The organism is Salinirussus salinus (genome assembly GCF_009831455.1).
Taxonomy (GTDB): Archaea; Halobacteriota; Halobacteria; order Halobacteriales; family Haloarculaceae; genus Salinirussus; species Salinirussus salinus.
Genome location: NZ_WOWO01000004.1, coordinates 304137 through 322452 on the forward strand (window position 1 = coordinate 304137; position 18316 = coordinate 322452).

Here is an 18316-nt window from a genome sequence, read left to right on the forward strand (position 1 = left end):
CCGAGTGGTATTACCGAGAGATGCATAAGCGCTTTCATGCCGCAGGTGGCGACGACGCCGATGGCACGCGGGCAGGGGCGCGACCCGTTCGGACTGAAGACAGGGTCGCCGGTGGCGGCACAGACTCCCCCCCGTCCGACCGCGTCCGCGTCAGCGGAGACAGCGCGTCCGGTGCGTACGGATGCTGTCGAGACAGGCCGCGATGTCCGCGAGCGCGGGACAGTGTGTCTCCAGCCCCCCGTAGAGATACCGGACCAGACTGTCGGTCTCGACGCCCGAGACGACCGCCGTCGACCGGCCGTGCAGCAGCTCCTGGCGCCGGTTCAGGAGGTCGGTACACTGCTGTTCGGCTGCCTCGAGGTCCGCGTCGATGGCCGCCAGCTCACCGCTGCGGGTCGCGCTCGGGACCCGCCGGCCGAGGTCGTAGACCGACCGTTCGAGGTCGTCGAGGTCGGCTTTGACTCCCTCGAGGGAGTCGCGCTCGCGTTCCAGGATGGCGACCAGTTCCTTCCGACTGTCGCGGGCCTCGCCGGCAGCCTCGACGACGGCACGCTCGACGACCGGAGCCGGTGCGGCCCCACTGACGAGCTGTGCGGCCACGGTCTCGCCCAGCTCCGCCGCCGCGTGCTCGGCCAGGCTCTCGCCGTACTCGCGGTCGTAGTGGGAGACTGCCATCACCGTCTCCCGGTAGGCCGTCCGGACCCCCTCGAGCCCGTCCGGCGCGTCGCCCGTGATCAGTGTGGACTGTGCCGGAGCGGCGCCGCTCGCCTCCGGCGCGGTCTGCCCGACCGCTCCGGTCGCGGGGGTGTTCACCTGGAGGTTTCCGACCCGCCGGAGGAAGCGTTCGAAGGCGTCCCGCTCGCGCCGGAGCAGCGCGGTCTCGGCCTCGACGACGTCCAGCGCACGCTCGATGTGGGGCTGTCTCGTCCCGGTCATCCTCGCCGCCCCGGACGGTGCTGTCGGTCCCTGGAGTGGCCGGTTCCCATCACTGTAGGCGTGCCCGACCGGGAGAAAAAACGCTGCTATGAGATGTACGTGCGGGCACACCCTCCCACCGGTCCGGACGTACGGCTCTCTCCCGCTATTGAGGGCTATATACCGGAGCGACGCCGGTGAAACGCCGGGACAGCGGACGGCTCCGGGAACGCTCCCGGACTCAGCAGGCCGGGAGCAGCCCCCGCGCGCGGGAGGTCAGGCCGCCCCCGCCAGCGTCTCCGGTCCCGGGTACGCCGGCTGTCCCGTCCCCTCTCGTGTCAGCGTCAGGGGCCGGTCCACGTTCCGGCCCGTCGGTCGCGTCGGCCGGGCGGCCGTCCCCGCGGTCGACCATCTCGGCGGGGTTGCCCGCGACCGTCGCGCTCGCGGGCACGTCGTCGACGACCACGGCGCCGGCCCCGACGGTCGCACCCGCGCCGACGGTGATGTCGCCGACGAGCGTGGCGTTCGCGCCGAGCGTCACCCCGCTGCCCACGGTCGGGTGTCGCTTCACCGGCCGGGGGTCGTCCCCGCCCAGCGTGACCCCGTGAAACAGGTGGACGTCGTCGCCCACCACCGCGGTCTCGCCGACGACGACGCCCGTCCCGTGGTCGATGAACACCCGCCGGCCCAGCCGGGCGCCGGGGTGGATCTCGACGCTGGTCACCAGGCGGGCGAACTGTGAGAGGACGCGGGCGGTCAGACAGAAGCCCCGCTCCCAGAGCGCGTGGGCGAGGCGGTACGCCCAGACGGCGTGCAGGCCGGGGTAGGTCAGCACCGCGGGCACGCTCCGGGCGGCGGGGTCTTTCTCGAGTGCTGTGCGAACGTCCTCGACGACGTAGGTGAGCGGGTTCGGCATGGTTCTGGTGACTGCTGTCAGTCGGGTCAAGCGGTGCGCACGGATACCATCCGACTGGGAGCCGGACGGGGTACGGGTCAGCAACAACAGCAGGGAGCGGCGGCTGCCTGGCGGGCGGCCTGCGAACCGGCGACAGCGGTGTCCGCCATGTGCGTCGATACGCCAGACCGGGTGGTAAGCGTTGTGGCGCGGTTGCCCCGGGCGGGTCGACACCCGCCCGCTCTCTCGCTCACGCCAGCTCCCCTTCGCGGACCGCTCGCTCGGCGGCGGCGCGGGCGGCGTCGGGGTCGAACTCCTTCACGATGGCTTCCAGCTCCTCCCGGCTCGCGTCGGCCAGTTCGCGGGCGTGGGCGGTCATATTCGGGACCGCCCGGATGATGTTGTCGACGATGGGGACGGCGGCCGCCTGTGCCGACCTCGACATCGGGTTCAGGTCGATGACGACCTCGGTCTTGCCCATCGCGGCCAGCGCCTCCGCCCGGTCGCCGTCCTCCAGCGGGACGACCACGACGTCGGCGTCGTAGATCCCGTCGGCGTCGACCTTGGCACGCTCGTGGTCGAGGCCGGGGATCCGGGCGTCCGCCGTCAGCCCCTTCACGTCCTCGGCGCCGTGCTCGCGGAGGTGGTCGGCGATCGCCTCCATCCGTTCCTCCGTCCGATTGAAGAGGTTGACCTCGATGTCGGCGCCGGTCGCATCCGCAAGCTCGACCACCTCGCCGGGGACGAGCGCGGCGACGTTGCCGTTGACCGAGACGACGGGGTGGTCGGCGAGCAACAGCTGCGCGGCGGCGGCGCGGGCGGCCTCGTCGGCGCTGGGGATGGTCTCCTCGCCGAGCAGGTAGTCGAAGGCCTCGCCCCGCCCCTGGGCGATCAGCCCCTGCGGGCTGGTGATCCCCCGCTCGACGCCGTCCTCGATCCGGTGGCGGGTCAGAAGCGACTCGTATCGGGGGTGGCTCTCGGGGATCTCCTCCATACCCGAACCCGGCCCGGCCCGGATAAAAAGCCGTCCCCACCGGGCGGAGCGTCCGGGCGGCGCCTACTCGTCCCAGTCGATGTCGGCGCTCCGGTCGGACTCCCGGAGGACGAACGGGCCGATAGCCAGCGTCCGCTTTGCGACCGTCGCGATCCGGAGCACGTAGGAGAGCAACAGCATGAAGGGGACGAGCGCGACGGCGACGGCCGCGCTGACAAGCCAGAGGAGATTGCTCACGCCGAACGTCGCGCCGGTGACTGTCGCCGCGTCGTCGACGAACAGTACCATGCCGACCGAGACCAGAAGCGCCGGCACCGCGGCGTAGAGGATCACCCGCGAGAGGTTGACCAGTTCCCACTGGAAGTACAGCGTCTTGAAGTGCTCGCGGGCCGGCCCGAAGAAGGTCAGCGCCTCGGTCAGCCGGCCGAGCGCCCGGTCGGCCTCCTCCGGGAGGTCGTCGTGGGTGTTGCGGATCCGGCGGGCCTCGTAGACCTTCCAGGAGTAGTTGTAGTCCAGCGCGGCGAAGAGGACCCCGAAGGTGCCGAACTGCGCGCCGGACAGCCGGTCGGTCACCGCGTCGGCGTTGCCCTCGATGCTGTCGACGAGGTTGTCGACGCGCTCGCGGAGCCGGTCGTCGTCGCTGTCGGCGACGGCGTCGGCGAGGTCGTTCGCTCGGGCGTTGGTCGCGTCCACGACCGACCTGAGGAAGGCGGCTGGCTCGGGTGGCGCGGCCGGCGCGTCGATGGCGTCCTCGACGTCCTCCCGGAACGCCATCGCCTCGTCCATCCGCTCGCGCTGGTCGCCGACCGCGCCCAGCTCCTGGGAGAGCACGAGCTGGTTCAGCGTCACCACGAGGGTGACGCCGGTGATGATGGCGGTCAGAAAGCCCTGAAAGGTGGTCTCGATGGGGTCTTTCCCGCCGACGGCATCCTGCAGGGGCGAGGGGTCGACGGTCCCGAGCACGACGAGGGCGGCGAAGACCGCGACGACAGGGACCGCGGCGACCACCCACCGGTTCGCCTCGAGCAACAGCCACAGCTTCACCCGGCTCTCGCCGGCCCGCTCGCGCATCGTGTCGCCCGGCTGGCCGCCGTCGGAACCGCCCATACGCCCACCCGACGCGGCGCGCGAATAAATCCACGGGGCAGCCAGGCTGGCGGTCGGGGCTGTCGGAGGTGCACCTATCTCACGGGCGCCTCGACGGCCGCGCCGGGGTGGAGCCGGCAGGCCGCCGGGTCGTAGCCCGCGTCCGAGAGCCCGCGACCGAGCGCGAGAACGGTCTCGCCCCCGACCGTCATCGTCGCCGACCCGCCCGCCGCCGCGACGTCCTCGATGACGCCGCGGGCGCGGTCGGTCAGCAGGCCGGTCTCCCGGACGAACCGCCGCGAGGCCTCCATGACCGTCGACAGCGTCGGGTCCCGGACGACTGCCGAGAGCGCGCGCTCGCCGGCCCTTGTCAGCTCGTCGTCGGCCACGGGCAGGCCCCCGTCACCCTCCGTGGCGGTGTCGCCGCCCGGCTCGCCGAGCGCGTGGTACTCCACGCGGGCCGGTTCGGGGATGGCGTCAACGACGTTCTCGTGGGGGCCGCCCGGCTCCAGCCGGACCGGCGCGCCGCCCCGGGCCGCCCCGACCACGTCGCCCCGGCCCGTCCCCGCCTGGACCTCGGCGCCGTGGGCGACCGTCACGAGTTCGTTGACGGAGAGCCCCCGGTCGAGCGCGCGGTTCGTCGCCAGCGCGGCACCGAGTGCCATCCCGCCGGAGACGCCGAGCCCGGCCCCGCGCGGGAGGTCACTCGCCCCGCGGACCGCGACGGGGGCCTGCAGGGCGTCCAGCACGCGCTCGGCGGCACCCAGCTCGACGGGCTCGCCGTCCAGTTCGACCGAGCGCTCCCCGGCCGGGCGGACGGTGACGGTCACGCCATCCGAGAGCGCCAGTCCCGCGCCCCGCGCGCCGGCCTTCGTCGGGTCGTCGTGGCGGTCGACGGTCGCGAAGCCGGCCGCGTGCCCGGGGACGAACGCCCGTGCGGGCTCCGGGTCGCGGACTCCGGTCATACTCCGGCTGTGCCGGCCAGCCACATAACCGTTGGCGCCTGTCGCCCGCCGCCGGGCGGTCCGTCCGCCCCCGGCAGGCTTACGTACCACGACGTATCACAATGTATCATGCCGACGGTGAGCGTCAGACTCTCCGAGGAGGAAAAGCAGCGGCTGGAGGACGCGGCCGAGCTGTTCGGGCAGGACCGCAGCAGCACCCTCCGGCAGGCGATGGCCGAGGGCATCAAGACGCTACGGACCCACCACGCGGTCGAGCGCTACCAGGCCGGCGACGTTTCGGTCACGGAGGCTGCCCGGTTGGCCGACGTGACGGTTGGGGAGTGGCTCGAACTCGCGCACGACCGCGGGCTCACGACCCAACTCGACCCCACGGACCTCGAGTTCGACGCCGAGCGCGCCCGCGAGCTATGATCCTCGTCGGACCGACGGTCCTGTACGACCTCGGGATGGTCGGCGAACTCGAGCTGCTGGGCGCCTTCGACGGCGACCTCGTCGTTCCGGAGGCGGCCGCCGCGGCGGTCGACGTCGAGCCCGCCCGGACCAACGTCGCGCGGTTTCTCGCGGAGGCCGAGGTCGCCACCGAGGTCGACGCCGGGGGCTTCGAGGCCGACGCACAGGCGCTGCTCGGTGTGGACTCGCTGACAGTCGACGCCGCCCTCGTCGCGGCCGTGCTCGCGGCCCGGGACCGCGGCGAGGAGGTCGCTCTCGTTTCCGACGACCGCCGGCTCAGAGCCGTCGCCGACGGGCTCGGGGCGACGGTCACCGGGACGTTCGGGACGGTGGCCCGCGCCGCCAGCGAGGACAAGTACTTCCCGGCGAGCCAGGCCAAACGTGTGATCCGTCGGACCGACAGTCACGGCCTCCAGATGACCGGGCGACTGCGGGAGCGGGCGGTCGGCGAGGTCGACTGATACCCTCGAAGGAAAGGTGGCTCAGGGGCTCAGCCGCTGGCGGTCCCGCGGGAAGATGACCGCCTCCCGGATGTTCTCCAGCCCGAGCATCGTCATCACGAGCCGCTCGGCGCCCAGCCCCCAGCCGGCGTGGGGCGGCATTCCGTAGCGGAACATCTTGGTGTAGTACTCGAAGGCCTCGGGTTCGAGGCCCTGCTGTTCGAACCCCTCGATCAGGTGCTCGTAGCGGTGTTCGCGCTGGCCCCCGGAGACCAGCTCCAGGGAGGGGTGCATCAGGTCGAAGCCCGTCGACAGCTCGGGGTCGTCGTCGTGGTCCTTGATGTAGAACGGCTTGACCTCGCTTGGCCAGTCGGTGACGAAGTAGTGGCGGCCGACGTCCTCGCCCAGCGCGTGCTCGGCCTCCGTCGAGAGGTCGTCGCCCCAGACCAGCTGCTCGTCGAGTTTGCCGGTGGCGTTGACCCGCTCGATGGCCTCCTGGTAGCTCAGCCGGGGGAAGTCGGCCTCCGGAACGGAGAAGTCCTCGAGTCCGAGCGTCTCCAACTCCTCGGCGCAGTTCTCGGCGACGCCCTCGTAGGCCGCCCGGACGACTGCCTCGCAGGCGTCCATCGCGTCGGTGTGGTCGTAGAAGGCCGACTCGAAGTCGATGCTCGTCGCCTCGTTGAGGTGGCGGGGGGTGTTGTGCTCCTCGGCGCGGAAGATCGGGCCGACCTCGAAGACCCGCTCCAGGCCGGAGCCGACCATCAGCTGCTTGAACAGCTGGGGGCTCTGGTTCATGAACGCCTCCCGGCCGAAGTAGGTGACCGGGAACAGCTCCGTCCCGCCCTCGGTGCCGGTAGCGACGATCTTTGGGGTGTTGATCTCCGTACAACCCAGGTCGCGGAACTGCTCGCGGACCGCCCGGAGCATCTCCGCGCGGATCTGGAAGATGGCCTTGACCTCCTCCTTGCGGAGGTCGAGCGTCCGGTTGTCGAGCCGGGTCGAGAGGTCGGCGTCGACCTTCCCCGAGGGGTCCAGCGGTAGTTCGGGGTCGGCCTCTGCGACCACCTCCAGCGAGTCGGGGACGACCTCGACGCCGGTGGGGGCCCGCTCTTCTTCCTCGACCGTGCCCTCCACGCGAACGACGCTCTCGCGGTGGACGCTCAGTCCAGTGTCGACGAGGTCGTCGTCCATCTCGTCTTTCTCGAATTTCACCTGGATCTTGCCCGACTTGTCCCGGAGGATGAGGAAGGCGATGCCGCCCAGGTCCCGGACCTCGTGGACCCAGCCGGCGACGGTCGCGTCCGTGCCGGGCTCGGCGTCGGCTGCGTAGGTGCGGTCGTCCATGGACGCGGGTGAGGGCGGCCCGGACTTAAGGCCAGTCTTTGTGACTCGGTAGAGCGCGTCCGGCCGTGGCTCGCGACCCCGTTCCTGTCTGCTGACACCAGAACCGGACCTTTAACTACCACATCGGCGAATCCCGGGGTATGTACCAGGTACTGGTGCCCATCGACGACAACGTCGAGCGCGGCCTGTCACAGGCGGAGTTCGTCGCAAACCTCCCGCGGGCGAACGAGGAGGTCAAGGCGACGCTGACCCACGTCCTCCAGACCGAGGGTGCGGACCTTCCCGAGCCGATGGCCACGCCCTCCCGGGTCAGAGCCGTTCGAGAGGCGCGTGACTCCCTCCAGGATGCGGGCGTCAAAACGGAGATCCGCGAGGCCGACGTCCCGCCCGCGGAGGGGATCCGCGAGCTGGCCGAGAACATCGACGCCGACCTCATCGCGATGGGCGGGCGCAAGCGCAGCCCCGCCGGCAAGGTCCTCTTCGGCAGCGTCACCCAGTCCGTCCTCCTGAACACCAACCGCGCGGTCGCCGTCACCGGCCGCCGGGAGTGAGCGGCCCCGCGACTTTTCGGCTGCGAACGGCTCAGAGCCGGCGCCGGCCCTCTGCACCGACGGCCGCGGCGTAGCCGGAGAGCAACGGCAACAGGTCGGTCCCTCCGGCGTCGAACCCGCCGAACAGCGCCGCCATGTCCTCGACGGCCCCGCCCAGCCCCGCGCTCCGGAGGTCCGCCGGCGTGGTCCGCGGCGTGTAGGCCAGCCGGCCGACGAAGTCCTCGACCAGCCGGTCGGCCTCCCCGCGGGCGGCCGCCAGCGCCTCCTCGTCGGCCGTCACCGCCGCCCACCCGGCGTCGAGGGCGGCCGGCCACTGCGCGAGACACCGGTAGATGCTCGGAAGCCCGTCGCCGAGGTCGTGGGCCTCCCGGACCGCCGCCAGCGTCTCCTCCGTTCCCGGGGGAGTCTCGCCGGGCCCGACCATGGTCGGCTCGCGGCCGCGGTCGCGGTCGAGGGCGGCAGGGTAGGGGGCCGTCGAGTCGACCCCGCCGGCGGCGCCGCCGACCCGCTCGCCGTCGAGCGTTCGCGCCAGCGTTCTGAACAGCACCGCCAGCCGCGGCCCGACGATATCGAACGTCGCCAGCTGTCCCTGGAGCTCGCGGTACTCCGGCGGCCGCAGGCCCAGGTCCCGGCCCTCGTGGACCGGCACCTCCAGTTCCGTGAGGACCGCGTCGCGGTAGTCGACGCTGAACTGTGCGAAGGCCCGCGTGTCGAAGACGGGAGCGACCTGGCCCCAGGTGTACCGCAGGAAGGCGGGCTCGTTTGCCATCGCAGTCCGGAAGATCCAGTTGACGAACGGGGCCCGGAAGGTGCGCTTGACGTCGTCGTAGAGGCCGCGCTGCCAGCCCGCCGCCTCGTGGTCGTAGACCTGCGCGCTCGTGTCGAGGGACATGGTCGACGTACACCCGCCCGGGGAATAAGGATGAGTGCCGGCTGCGTGCCCGGGACCGGCGCCAGCCACGCGCCCGGCCGGCGGCTCAGGCAGCCTCGACCTGCTCCTGCCACTCACGCAGGCGGTCGGCGGAGACGCCCTGGAGGTCGTCGGCCACGGTCTCGGGGTCGATCGTCTGGAGGTCGTCGGGCGACTCGACGCCGGCCGACTCGAGTTTCTCGGCGGTCGCCGCGCCGACCCCGTCGATGTCCTCCAGGTCCTCGACGGCCTGCTCGGCGCGGTACTCCCGGTAGTTGCAGACCGGACAGCCCAGCTCCCAGGGGTCCTCGCCGTCGTGTACCACCAGTTCGGGCAGGTCGTGCTCCTCGCAGTAGGTGTCGGTCACCTCGATCTCGCCGTTGCGGGGCAGGGGCAGCGAGTACTCACAGTCCGGATATCTGGTACAGCCGGCCAGCCGCGAGCCCGACCGGAGGTGTTTGATCGCGAGCTCGCCGCCGTGCGCTTCGGCGGCCTCGCCGCCTCCACCTCGTTGCTCGTCCGGAGCAACGCTCTCCCCACATTCCGGACACGGCCCGATCACCTCGTCGTCGCTGTCGTCGGCCTCGGCGGCCGCACACCGCGGGCAGCCGTGGACGAAGGTGTCCCGGCCGGCGAGCATCTTCACGTGGTGGGTGTCGTGTTCCTCGCAGACCTCGTCGAGCACCAGCGGCTCGCCCGTGCTCGGCAGCGGCAGCGTGAACCGACAGTCCGGAAAGCCGTCACAGCCCACGAAGTAGGAGCCGTCCCTGGATTGCCGGACAAGCAGGTCCTCGCCACACTCCGGACAGGGACCGAGCCGGCGGTCGGCCTTCAGCGACTCCTGGAGGTGGTCGCCGACCGCCTCCCGTGACTCGCGGAGGTCCTCGAAGACCTCCCCGAGCATCTCGCGGGATTCGGTAGTCACCTCCTCCAGAGTTGCCTCGCCGCTCGCGATGGCGTCCATGTCCGCCTCCAGCTGGGCGGTCATCTCCTCGCTGACCACGCGGTCCGCGAAGGCCTCGGCGGCCTCCACGACCGCCTCCGCCAGCCTGGTCGGCCGGGGCGGGTCCCCCTCGATGTAGCCGCGGTCGTACAGCTTCTCGAGGGTGTTGTGTCTCGTAGCCTTGGTGCCCAGTCCAAGACTTTCCATCTTTTTGATAAGTCTGGACTGGCCGTACCGCCGCGGGGGCTGGGTCTGTTTGGCCTCCAGGCGAACGTCGGCGATATCCAGCCGGTCGCCTTCCTCGACGTCGGGGACGACGGTCTCGCTGGTGCTCGGGTACGGGTAGACCTCGTGGTAGCCGGGCTCGACCAGCCGCTTGCCGTTTGCCTTGAGCTGGCAGCCGTTCGCCTCCGCGACCACCCGCAGGTGGGCCCAGGTCGCCGGCTCCGCCACGGTGGCGAAAAAGCGCCGGACGACCAGCTCGTACAGCTCCCACTCGTCTTCCCCAAGGTCCCCGCGGTCGGGCACCTCGCCGGTGGGGTGGATCGGCGGGTGGTCCGTGGTCTCCTCCTCGCCCTCCGTGGGCTCGAGGTCCTCGAGGTCGAGCAGCGACTCGGCGTCCTCGCCGAACGCGCGGCTGCCCACGAAGGCATCGAGTAGCTCCTCCGGGTCGAGGTCCTCGGGATAGACGGTGTTGTCGGTCCGGGGGTAGGTGAGATAGCCCGCAGTGTAGAGTTCCTCGGCGACCGACATCGCGCGCTGGGCCGAGTAGCCCAGCGAGCCGGCCGCGGAGATGAACGCGGTGGTGTTGAACGGCGCTGGGGGCTCGTCGGTCCGGGTGCGCCGGCGGACGCTCGTCACCTCGGCGGCGTCGGCGGCCCGCAGCCGCTCGTGGGCCGCCTCGGCGGCCGACTCCTCCCAGACCCGCTCGGCCTCGGTCCCGTCGTCGTCGTAGAAGTACTGGGCCTCGAAGGACTCGCCGTCCCGGCTCAGGTCGGCGAACAGTTCCCAGTAGTCCTCGGGGTCGAAGGCCTGGATCTCCCGTTCCCGGTCGACGATCAGCTTCAGCGTCGGCGACTGCACCCGCCCGACGGAGATGAAGTCGTTGCCGAGCTGGCGGGCCGACAGCGAGAGAAAGCGCGTGAGCGCGGCGCCCCAGACCAGGTCGATGGTCTGGCGGGCCTCCCCCGCGGCCGCCAGGTCGAAGTCGATCTCGTCGGGCTCGGCGAAGGCCTCCCGGACCTCCCGGTCGGTGATCGAGGAAAACCGGACGCGGTCGACGGGCGCGTCGGTCTCCTCCCGCACCAGTTCGTAGGCCTCCTTGCCGATGAGTTCGCCCTCGCGGTCGTAGTCGGTCGCGATGGTGACCCGGTCGGCCTCGCGGGCGAGTTCGCGCAGGGTGCGGACGATGTTCTCCTGGGTCGGCTCCGTGACGACATCGGCGTCGATCAGTTCGACGGGCTCGACGTCCCGCCAGTTCTCGTACTCCGGGGGGAAGTCGACGCCGACGACGTGTCCCGAGAGGCCGACGACGCGCGTGTCGCCCCAGCGGTAGACGCCCACGCCGTTTCGCCGCTCGGCGTCGGCGCTACCCTCGCTGAGTATCTCCGCGATCCTGCGGGCGGCGTTTTCCTTCTCCGTGACGATCAGCTCCACCGCCGCTCACCTCCTGTCATCTACCCGTCCCTACCCCCTGCTCGGCTAAAGCCTTTCGGGAACCGCAGGACAGCGCGGGTGTGCGCGGGACGCGGGCGGGTACACGAGCAGGCGTGCGGGCGGGTGTGGACCGGGCGTGCGCAGGGCGCACACGCGACACCTGTTCCCGTGCGCCGCATCTCGGCCCTGCGCCGCCGCCCGCTCAGTCGGCCGCCGCGGCGTCGACCCCGGAGGCGGAGCCGGGGAGACGGCAGGCGTCCTCGGCGCTTCGTATCGCGCTCCCCGTCAGGAGGATAACGCTCGCCGACAGGAACAGCCCCCCGACGGGAGAGGTTGGGTCGAGGAAGGCCCAGTAGACCGGGCTGGCGGCAGTCCCGAAGGCCGCGCCGACGACGCCGTACAGCGCGGGCGCACAGCAACAGCAGGCGGTCGCGCCGGAGGAGGCAAGCGCCCCGGCCATCGCCCGCGGCGACCCGCTCTCTCCCCGGGACCACTGGCGGAGGACGAGCCCCGCATTGAGCGCCACCAGCCCGCCCAGCACCGCGAGCAGGACCAGGGAGCCGACGGAGACGTAGCCCGCCACCGGAACGGAGGGGGCGTAGAACTCGACGGCCGGCCAGTAGACCAGCGGCGAGGCCACCCCCTGGACGGTCAGGAAGGCGTGGTCGGGCAGGCCCACGCCGGTGTCGGGGTTGAGCGTCAGCGTCCCGGAGGAGACCGCGAAGAAAAGGGTGAAAGCCAGGAAGGTCAGCCCGGCCCCGACCCGCGCTTTCCGGTCCGCGAGCGCCCGCCGGAGCCGGCTGCCGGCGTCCCGGACGAGGACGTACACGACGACGAGCGGCAGGCCGAGCACGACCAGGTAGCCCAGCGGGTGGGTCAGCCCGCCGTTGGGCATCACCGCCGGGTAGGCCGTCCACGCCGCCAGCAGTCCGCCGAGCGCGACGTACCGGGGGCGCTCGGACCAGCGCCAGCGCACGACAATTAGGCTCCCCAGCGCGAGGGCGACGGCGACGCCGACGTTCAGGAGGGTGAACCACTCGCTCCAGGCCGGGGCGACCTCCGGCGTGACCTGGATCTCGACGAGCCCGATCCCCCCGCCGACCAGAAAGAGCGTCCCGGCGCCGATAGCGAGGGCGCCGAGTTCGCGGCCGCCGCGGCGGACCGCCCGGACGCCGAGTCCGACGCCGGCCAGCCCCACGAGCACCAGGAGGAGCAACACCCAGTGTGGCGTCCCGGCGTGCGTCGTCCCGGCGTGGGCCGCCGCGGGACTCGCGAGGCCCGCGAGGACGGGAACGGATAGCGCCGCGGCGAGCGCGCGGCGGGTCGAGTGCATGCCCGGAGTTACGCCAGCGCCGAAAAGACGGTTACGGTGCGGGTGGCCGGCCGCCGTGACTCCCGGCCGAGCCCCGCTCCCGCTCAGACCACCTGGTTCCGCAGCTCCTCGCCGGCCTCCAGCCGCCGGAGGTTCTCCGCGACGATGTCGGCCAGCCGGTCGTAGTAGTGGGGGGTGTGGCCGGCGTTGTGAGGGGTGATGAGGGCGTTCTCCAGGCCCCACAGCGGGTGGTCGGCGGGCAGCGGCTCGGGGTCGGTGACGTCCAGCGCGGCGCCGCCGACCCGGTCCTCCCGCAGCGCCCGGACGAGCGCGTCGGTCTCGACCACGGGCCCGCGGGCGACGTTGACCAGGACCGCGTCGTGGGGCAGTGTCTCCAGTTCCGGCCAGCCGACCAGCCCCCGGGTGGTGTCGGTCAGCGGGCACGCCAGCACGAGATACTCGCTGCGGGCGAGCGCGTCCTCGAACCCGGGACCGTCGAAGCCGACCACCTCGTCGGTCGGGCCGCCCTTCTCGGGCGTGTACCGGACGCCGACCGTGTCGACGCCGAAGCCCTCCAGCCGCTCGACGACGCCCGTCCCGATGGCGCCGAGGCCGACCACCGTAACGGTGCTCCCCTGGAGTTCCCGGGTCCGGTAGTGGCGCCACTCCCGACGGCCCTGCCGGCGGCGTCCCTCTAGAAGGCCGGCCGCGAAGGTCAGCATCGCCCCCACGGCATGCTCGGCGACGTTGGGGGTGTGGACGCCGGCGGCGCTGGTGACCGCGACCCCGCGCTCCTCGAACCGGTCGGTCGGGAGGTGGTCCGTCCCGGCCCACGAGCAAGCGAACAGCTCCAGCGCTTCGGCGGCTGCGAGCACGCCGTCGTCGATGGTCCGGCCGGTCGCGGCGGGCGCGTCGGCGACCAGCTCCCGCTCCTCGCTCGGGGTCCGGGCGTGGACCACCCGCCGGTCGGGGAGCCGCTCGCGCAGCGCCGCGGCGTAGTCGGCGACGGGCATCCCGTGGACGCCGGTTCGCAACACGACCAGGTCCGGTGTGTCGGTCATGCCCCGGCGTTCGGAGCCCGCCAGCAAGTAAGCTCCCCCTCTCCGGTTCGGAGCCGCCGGGTCAGTCCTCGCTCGCGGCCTGCCGGTCGGCCGACCGGCGGGCGACTGCCTGCCACCGGCGGCTCCGGAACCGGACCGCGTTGACCGCGGCCCGGCTGTACATGTCCACGAGGATCGCGGCGAAGACGGCGACGACCCCGAGGCCGAGCCCCGGCGCGAACTCGACCCCGCCGACGGTCGCCAGCGTGAGCCCTGCCGGCACCGCGAGGACGGCGACCCCGAGCCGGAGCGCCGTCCCCAGCGCCATCCCGTACAGCGGCCAGGTGGTGTCCCCGGCGCCCCGCAGTCCTCCCTCCAGGGTCTGGGCGACGCTCGTCCCGGCGATCCCGAGGACGAACACCCAGATGAACGCCGCAGTGAGGTCGACCGACGCCGTCCCGAACAGGCGGGCGATGGGGTAGGCGAGGGCGGCGAAGGCGGCGCCGACGAGTAGCTGGGTGGCGAGCGCGACCGTCACGGTCTCCCAGCCGTAGGCGGTCGCCTCGTCCTCGGCACCCTCGCCCAGCCGCTGGCCGACGAGCGTGCTGGCGGAGGTGGCGTAGCCCCACCCGGGGATCATCGCCAGCTGGACGATCTGGCGGCCGATGGCGAAGGCTGCCACGACGGGCGTGCCGAGGATCCCGAGCAGGTACAGGAAGGGAAAGCGCCCGAGCGTGGCGACCAGCCGCCGGCCGGCCAGCGGCAGCCCGACCCGGAGGATCTCGCCGGCCATCGCGAGGTCGACCTGGGTCCCGCCGGGCCGGAAGCGCAGCGGGAACCGCCCCGAGAGGTAGATGGCCGTGAAGACGGTCGCGCCGAAGACGTTCGCGACGGCGGTCCCGATGGCGGCGCCGGTGATCCCCAGCCGCGGCGCGGGGCCGAGTCCGAAGATCAACACGGCGTTGAGGACGATGTTGATGGGGATGACGACGAGGTTGACGTACATCGGCGTCACCGTGTCGCCACATCCCTGCAGGCCCCGCGAGCCGATCATGCTCACGAAGCGAAAGACCAGCGCGAGCATGACGACCTGGAGGTAGGCCGCGCCGAACTCGACGACGGCGGCGTCGGCGCTCAACAGCCCCATGAGCTCGTCGGCGAACAGCCAGGAGACCGCAGTGAGGGGCACCGATATCAGGACCGCGAACCAGACCGACTGCTTGACCGCGAGGTCGGCGGCGTCGTCATCGCCGGCGCCTTTGAACCGCGAGACGAGGCTGATGGTCCCGCTGGAGACCGCGATGGCCAGGCTGAAGCCCACGAAGTAGAACTGAAAGGAGATCTCGAGGGCGGCGACCGCGGCGTCGGGCAGGGCGAGACTCACCATGAAGAAGTCGGTGATCCGGAGGACGGTCCAGATGCCCGCCGAGACCATCGACGGGACGGCGAGTTCGAAGGTGTCGCGGGCCCGCCTGCGGCTGACGAGCCCGACCCGCGCGAGTGCGTCGGGAAAGCGCAACAGCAGCCGCCGGACCCGCTCGCGGACCATCCCCGGCGTCTACCGTCGACCCGGAAAAATAGGTTCGGGTGGGCCGACCCCGTGGCCGCCGTGACCGCCGGGCAGGTGAGAGCGACGAGGTCGCGACCGACCTGGGGCTCGACCCTTCAGAGCCCCCCTCAGCGAAGTGTGCCCCTCAGTCCCCGGCTTCCGTGGGGACCAGCTCGGCGGCACCGGCGGCCGTCGCGTCGGTCGAGGCGAGCCACTCCTCTGCGTCCAGGGCAGCCATGCTGCCCGTGCCGGCGGCAGTCACTGCCTGCTGGTAGTCGGGGTCCATCACGTCACCCGCCGCGAAGACCCCACTGACCGCCGTCTCCGTCGTCGCCCACGCGTCCCCGTCGGGAGCGGTCTGTACGTACCCGTCCCCGTCGAGGGCCACGGGCGTGTCCCGGAGGAAGGCAGTGTTGGGTTCGTGGCCGATGGCGTAGAATACGCCGCCGACATCGACCGCTTCGACGTCGACGTCCTCGCCGGCTTCGTACTTTTCTCGTGGATACCCGTCCGGGTGCGAGACGAGCGTCGCACCGGTCACGCCCTCCTCCCGGGACCCGTCGATCGCCACGAGTTCGGTGTTCCAGGCGAACGCGACGTCCTCGTGGTCACGGGCGCGCTCGGCCATGATCTCCGACGCCCGGAGTTCGTCCCGGCGGTGGACGACTGTCACGGAATCGGCGAACTTCGCGAGGAAGAGCGCCTCTTCCATCGCGCTGTCGCCGCCGCCGACGACGAGGACGTCGTCCCCGCGGTGGAACGCGCCGTCGCAGGTCGCGCAGGTCGAGAGACCGTAGCCCATCAGTTCGTCCTCGCCGTCGGCGCCGACCCAGCGGGCGCTCGCGCCCGTCGCGACGACCAGCGCGCGGGTCCGGACCGTCTCGCCGGTCGAGAGCGACAGCGCCAGCGGCTGCCCGTCCAGGTCGGCGGACTCGATGCTGCCGTGCCGGAACTGTGCGCCGAACTGCTCGGCCTGCTCTTTCCCGCGCTGGATGAGTTCCATCCCGCCGACGCCGTCGGGGAACCCGAGGTAGTTCTCGACGTCGGTCGTCAGCGTGAGCTGGCCGCCCGGTTCGTCGCCCTCGAGCACGAGGGGGTCGAGGTCGGAGCGAGCGCCGTAGACCGCCGCCGAGAGGCCAGCGACCCCCGAGCCGGCGACGACGAGGTCGTGTACGTCCCCGGCCATCTACGCTGCGTAGGACTCGACGAGCGCCCGGAGTTCCTCTTCCCCTCTGAGGCCGACGACCTCCTCGACCTGCTCGCCGCCGGCGAACAGGACGAGGGTCGGCACGCCGCGGACGCCGTAGGCGGCCGCGAGTTCCTGGTTGGCGTCGACGTCGACCTTCGCGACGACCGCGTCGGTCTCCGCGGCCAGTGTCTCGACGATGGGCTCGAGCATCTGGCAGGGGCCACACCAGTCCGCGTAGAAATCGGTGAGAACGACATCGTTCTCGGCGACGACGTCGTCGAGCTGTGCCCGGCCGTCGACGTAGAGCGGTTCGTTCGCGGTGGCGGTGCCGGCGTCGGATGCAGTGTCGGTTGCCATCGCCGGTTCGTAGGCACCAGCGGCAGTTAAGGTTTTGGATAGAATATACAATACTACACAACTTCAAGGGGCGATTGCGGGCAGTGGGAACGTCTCTCGGTCGTGGACAGCCGGAACGTCTCTCTGTTCTCGCCTATCCGACCCGATTGGATGTATGGCTTGTACAATATACGGGTGAGGAGGGTTCCCGGAAAGCGGCTCGTGGACGGACTCGACAGCGACTGTCGGGTCCCGCTGCAGCCCCTCGCGCCGACCCGGTTCACGCCGCCAGCGTGCCCGGAAGCCGGCCGCGTCGCTTACTCCCCGTCGAGTTTGCCCTCGAGGACGTTCGCCGCCGTCAGGATCGGGTCACGGACGGGACTGAACGGCGGCGCGTAGGCCAGGTCGGCCTTCTGGAGTTCGGAGACCGTCATGCCCGCCGCGAGCGCCGTCGCGACCGTGTCGACCCGCTTTGTGCCCTCCCGACCGACCACCGTCCCGCCCAGCAGCCGGCCGGACTCCCCGTCGGCCACCAGCGTGACGGTGAGCTCGGCGCCGCCGGGGTAGTAGTGGGCCCGCGTCGGAGCCGAGATCGAGACCGAGACCGGGTCGAAGCCGGCCTCCCGCGCCCGCTGTTCGTCGACGACCCCGGTCCGGGCGGCGCCGAGGTCGAACGCCTTGACGATGGCCGTTCCGGCGGTCCCGCCGACCGGCTCCGGGTCGCCGGCGACGGTCTGGCCGATGGCGCGGCCGGCGCGGTTGGCCGTCAGCGCCAGCGGCACGTGGTCCGGTTCGCCGGTCACGACGTTGCGCGCCTCCGCGCAGTCGCCCGCGGCGTAGACGTTCCCGTAGTTCGTCCGGCCGTACTCGTCGGTCGCGATGGCGCCGGTCTCGCCCAGCTCGATGCCGGCGTCCGCCGCGAGCTGTGTGTTCGGCGCGACGCCGACGCCGACGACCGCGATGTCGGCGGGGCGGGACTCGCCCTCGAAGCCGACGCGCTCGACGCTCCCCTCGCCGTCGAAGCCCGAGACGGCGGTGTCGAGGTGTAAGTGGACGCCCTGCGCTCGCAGGTGTTCCTCGACGACCTCGGCTACCGCGTCACCGAACGGCTGGAGGACGTGTGGCAGCATCTCGTAGAGGTGTACGTCGGCGCCGCGTGCCGACAGCGCCTCGGCCATCTCGATGCCGACGTACCCGCCGCCGACGACCGCCGCGGTGTCGGGCGAGCGCTCGGTGACGTAGTCCTCGATGGCGCCGGCCTCGTCCATGTCGTGGATGGTGAACACGCCGTCGAGGTCCAGGCCGTCGAACGGCGGCTCGACCGCGGTCGCCCCCGTCGCGACGAGGAGGTGGTCGTAGGGCTGTTCGAACGTCTCTCCCTCGCCCTCGACCGTGACGGTCCCGGCCCCGGGGTCGACCCCGACGACCTCGTGGCCGGTCCGCAGGTCGATGTCGCGCTCCTCGCGGAACTCCTCGGGCGTCACGGCGACCAGGTCCTCCAGGTCCTCGACCTCGCCTTTCACGTAGTAGGGCATCCCGCAGGCGGCGTAGGACACCCACTCGCCCTTCTCGAAGACGACCACGTCCAGCTCCGGGTTCTCGCGTTTGGCCTTGCTCGCGGCGCTCATCCCCGCAGCGTCACCGCCGACGACCACGAACGTGTCGCTCATGTCTCGTGGTTGGTGCGGCGACCTCAAAAATATTCCGTAGATTCCACAATATTGCGAAATACCTATTCGGG

Annotated in this window: 17 protein-coding genes; 3 read left to right on the forward strand and 14 right to left on the reverse strand. The window is 71.6% G+C overall.

Translation table 11 applies throughout. From position 1 onward, the window contains the following. Positions 1–150: 150 nt before the first annotated feature. The 5 genes from GN153_RS15430 to GN153_RS15450 all read right to left on the reverse strand — a co-directional run bounded on the left by GN153_RS15430 (position 151) and on the right by GN153_RS15450 (position 4855). Complete coding sequence (locus tag GN153_RS15430; protein ID WP_159904367.1) at positions 151–936, reverse strand: DUF7260 family protein; 786 nt, start codon at positions 934–936, stop codon at positions 151–153. A 220-nt stretch (positions 937–1156) separates the two neighbouring features. Continuing rightward, positions 1157–1831 (reverse strand): serine O-acetyltransferase, encoded by a 675-nt coding sequence (gene cysE / locus GN153_RS15435; RefSeq protein ID WP_159904369.1) that lies wholly within the window; start codon positions 1829–1831, stop codon positions 1157–1159. Positions 1832–2060: 229 nt separating this feature from the next. Further along, positions 2061–2804: a 4-phosphopantoate--beta-alanine ligase gene (locus GN153_RS15440; RefSeq protein WP_159904371.1), complete on the reverse strand. Its 744-nt coding sequence runs from the start codon at positions 2802–2804 to the stop codon at positions 2061–2063. A gap of 63 nt (positions 2805–2867) precedes the next feature. Continuing rightward, positions 2868–3911, reverse strand: coding sequence for a hypothetical protein (locus GN153_RS15445; protein ID WP_159904373.1), 1044 nt, complete (start codon positions 3909–3911; stop codon positions 2868–2870). A gap of 74 nt (positions 3912–3985) precedes the next feature. Then, a complete protein-coding gene (locus tag GN153_RS15450) occupies positions 3986–4855 on the reverse strand; it encodes a pantoate kinase (RefSeq protein ID WP_159904375.1) in 870 nt (289 codons plus the stop codon). A gap of 108 nt (positions 4856–4963) precedes the next feature. On the opposite strand from GN153_RS15450, the gene GN153_RS15455 reads away from it, so the two are divergent. After that, positions 4964–5266: a DUF6290 family protein gene (locus GN153_RS15455; protein WP_159904377.1), complete on the forward strand. Its 303-nt coding sequence runs from the start codon at positions 4964–4966 to the stop codon at positions 5264–5266. Further along, positions 5263–5766: a hypothetical protein gene (locus GN153_RS15460; RefSeq protein ID WP_159904379.1), complete on the forward strand. Its 504-nt coding sequence runs from the start codon at positions 5263–5265 to the stop codon at positions 5764–5766. Before GN153_RS15455 ends, GN153_RS15460 begins: the two co-directional genes overlap by 4 nt. A gap of 21 nt (positions 5767–5787) precedes the next feature. On the opposite strand, the gene aspS is transcribed toward GN153_RS15460, so the two are convergent. Then, a complete protein-coding gene (aspS, locus tag GN153_RS15465; RefSeq protein ID WP_159904381.1) occupies positions 5788–7089 on the reverse strand; it encodes an aspartate--tRNA(Asn) ligase in 1302 nt (433 codons plus the stop codon). 140 nt (positions 7090–7229) lie between these two features. Between aspS and GN153_RS15470 the strand changes: the two genes are divergently transcribed. Beyond that, complete coding sequence (locus tag GN153_RS15470) at positions 7230–7640, forward strand: universal stress protein (RefSeq protein WP_159904383.1); 411 nt, start codon at positions 7230–7232, stop codon at positions 7638–7640. A gap of 31 nt (positions 7641–7671) precedes the next feature. Here the strand turns inward: GN153_RS15470 and GN153_RS15475 are convergent, their stop codons facing one another. The 8 genes from GN153_RS15475 to GN153_RS15510 all read right to left on the reverse strand — a co-directional run bounded on the left by GN153_RS15475 (position 7672) and on the right by GN153_RS15510 (position 18245). Beyond that, positions 7672–8532 carry a halocarboxylic acid dehydrogenase DehI family protein gene (locus GN153_RS15475; protein WP_159904384.1) on the reverse strand — a complete coding sequence of 287 codons (861 nt, stop codon included), beginning with the start codon at positions 8530–8532 and terminating at the stop codon, positions 7672–7674. 85 nt (positions 8533–8617) lie between these two features. Further along, positions 8618–11149 (reverse strand): DNA topoisomerase I, encoded by a 2532-nt coding sequence (locus tag GN153_RS15480; RefSeq protein WP_159904385.1) that lies wholly within the window; start codon positions 11147–11149, stop codon positions 8618–8620. 202 nt (positions 11150–11351) lie between these two features. Continuing rightward, entirely contained in the window at positions 11352–12482 is a 1131-nt protein-coding gene (locus GN153_RS15485) for a hypothetical protein (RefSeq protein ID WP_159904386.1), read from the reverse strand. An 83-nt stretch (positions 12483–12565) separates the two neighbouring features. Continuing rightward, positions 12566–13522: a D-2-hydroxyacid dehydrogenase gene (locus GN153_RS15490; protein ID WP_159904387.1), complete on the reverse strand. Its 957-nt coding sequence runs from the start codon at positions 13520–13522 to the stop codon at positions 12566–12568. Between the two features lie 61 nt (positions 13523–13583). Then, on the reverse strand, positions 13584–15050 hold the full coding sequence (locus tag GN153_RS15495) for an MATE family efflux transporter (protein WP_159904388.1): 1467 nt from the start codon (positions 15048–15050) through the stop codon (positions 13584–13586). 145 nt (positions 15051–15195) lie between these two features. Beyond that, a complete protein-coding gene (locus tag GN153_RS15500) occupies positions 15196–16236 on the reverse strand; it encodes an NAD(P)/FAD-dependent oxidoreductase (RefSeq protein WP_159904389.1) in 1041 nt (346 codons plus the stop codon). Continuing rightward, positions 16237–16596 (reverse strand): thioredoxin, encoded by a 360-nt coding sequence (gene trxA / locus GN153_RS15505; RefSeq protein WP_159904390.1) that lies wholly within the window; start codon positions 16594–16596, stop codon positions 16237–16239. A gap of 296 nt (positions 16597–16892) precedes the next feature. After that, positions 16893–18245 (reverse strand): FAD-dependent oxidoreductase, encoded by a 1353-nt coding sequence (locus GN153_RS15510; protein WP_159904391.1) that lies wholly within the window; start codon positions 18243–18245, stop codon positions 16893–16895. Positions 18246–18316 lie beyond the last annotated feature (71 nt).

Coding starts and splice junctions, on each gene's coding strand:
- GN153_RS15430 (WP_159904367.1), bottom strand. CDS start 936: ATGACCGGGACGAGACAGCCCCACATCGAGCGTGCGCTGGACGTCGTC.
- cysE (WP_159904369.1), bottom strand. CDS start 1,831: ATGCCGAACCCGCTCACCTACGTCGTCGAGGACGTTCGCACAGCACTC.
- GN153_RS15440 (WP_159904371.1), bottom strand. CDS start 2,804: ATGGAGGAGATCCCCGAGAGCCACCCCCGATACGAGTCGCTTCTGACC.
- GN153_RS15445 (WP_159904373.1), bottom strand. CDS start 3,911: ATGGGCGGTTCCGACGGCGGCCAGCCGGGCGACACGATGCGCGAGCGG.
- GN153_RS15450 (WP_159904375.1), bottom strand. CDS start 4,855: ATGACCGGAGTCCGCGACCCGGAGCCCGCACGGGCGTTCGTCCCCGGG.
- GN153_RS15455 (WP_159904377.1), top strand. CDS start 4,964: ATGCCGACGGTGAGCGTCAGACTCTCCGAGGAGGAAAAGCAGCGGCTG.
- GN153_RS15460 (WP_159904379.1), top strand. CDS start 5,263: ATGATCCTCGTCGGACCGACGGTCCTGTACGACCTCGGGATGGTCGGC.
- aspS (WP_159904381.1), bottom strand. CDS start 7,089: ATGGACGACCGCACCTACGCAGCCGACGCCGAGCCCGGCACGGACGCG.
- GN153_RS15470 (WP_159904383.1), top strand. CDS start 7,230: ATGTACCAGGTACTGGTGCCCATCGACGACAACGTCGAGCGCGGCCTG.
- GN153_RS15475 (WP_159904384.1), bottom strand. CDS start 8,532: ATGTCCCTCGACACGAGCGCGCAGGTCTACGACCACGAGGCGGCGGGC.
- GN153_RS15485 (WP_159904386.1), bottom strand. CDS start 12,482: ATGCACTCGACCCGCCGCGCGCTCGCCGCGGCGCTATCCGTTCCCGTC.
- GN153_RS15490 (WP_159904387.1), bottom strand. CDS start 13,522: ATGACCGACACACCGGACCTGGTCGTGTTGCGAACCGGCGTCCACGGG.
- GN153_RS15495 (WP_159904388.1), bottom strand. CDS start 15,050: ATGGTCCGCGAGCGGGTCCGGCGGCTGCTGTTGCGCTTTCCCGACGCA.
- GN153_RS15500 (WP_159904389.1), bottom strand. CDS start 16,236: ATGGCCGGGGACGTACACGACCTCGTCGTCGCCGGCTCGGGGGTCGCT.
- trxA (WP_159904390.1), bottom strand. CDS start 16,596: ATGGCAACCGACACTGCATCCGACGCCGGCACCGCCACCGCGAACGAA.
- GN153_RS15510 (WP_159904391.1), bottom strand. CDS start 18,245: ATGAGCGACACGTTCGTGGTCGTCGGCGGTGACGCTGCGGGGATGAGC.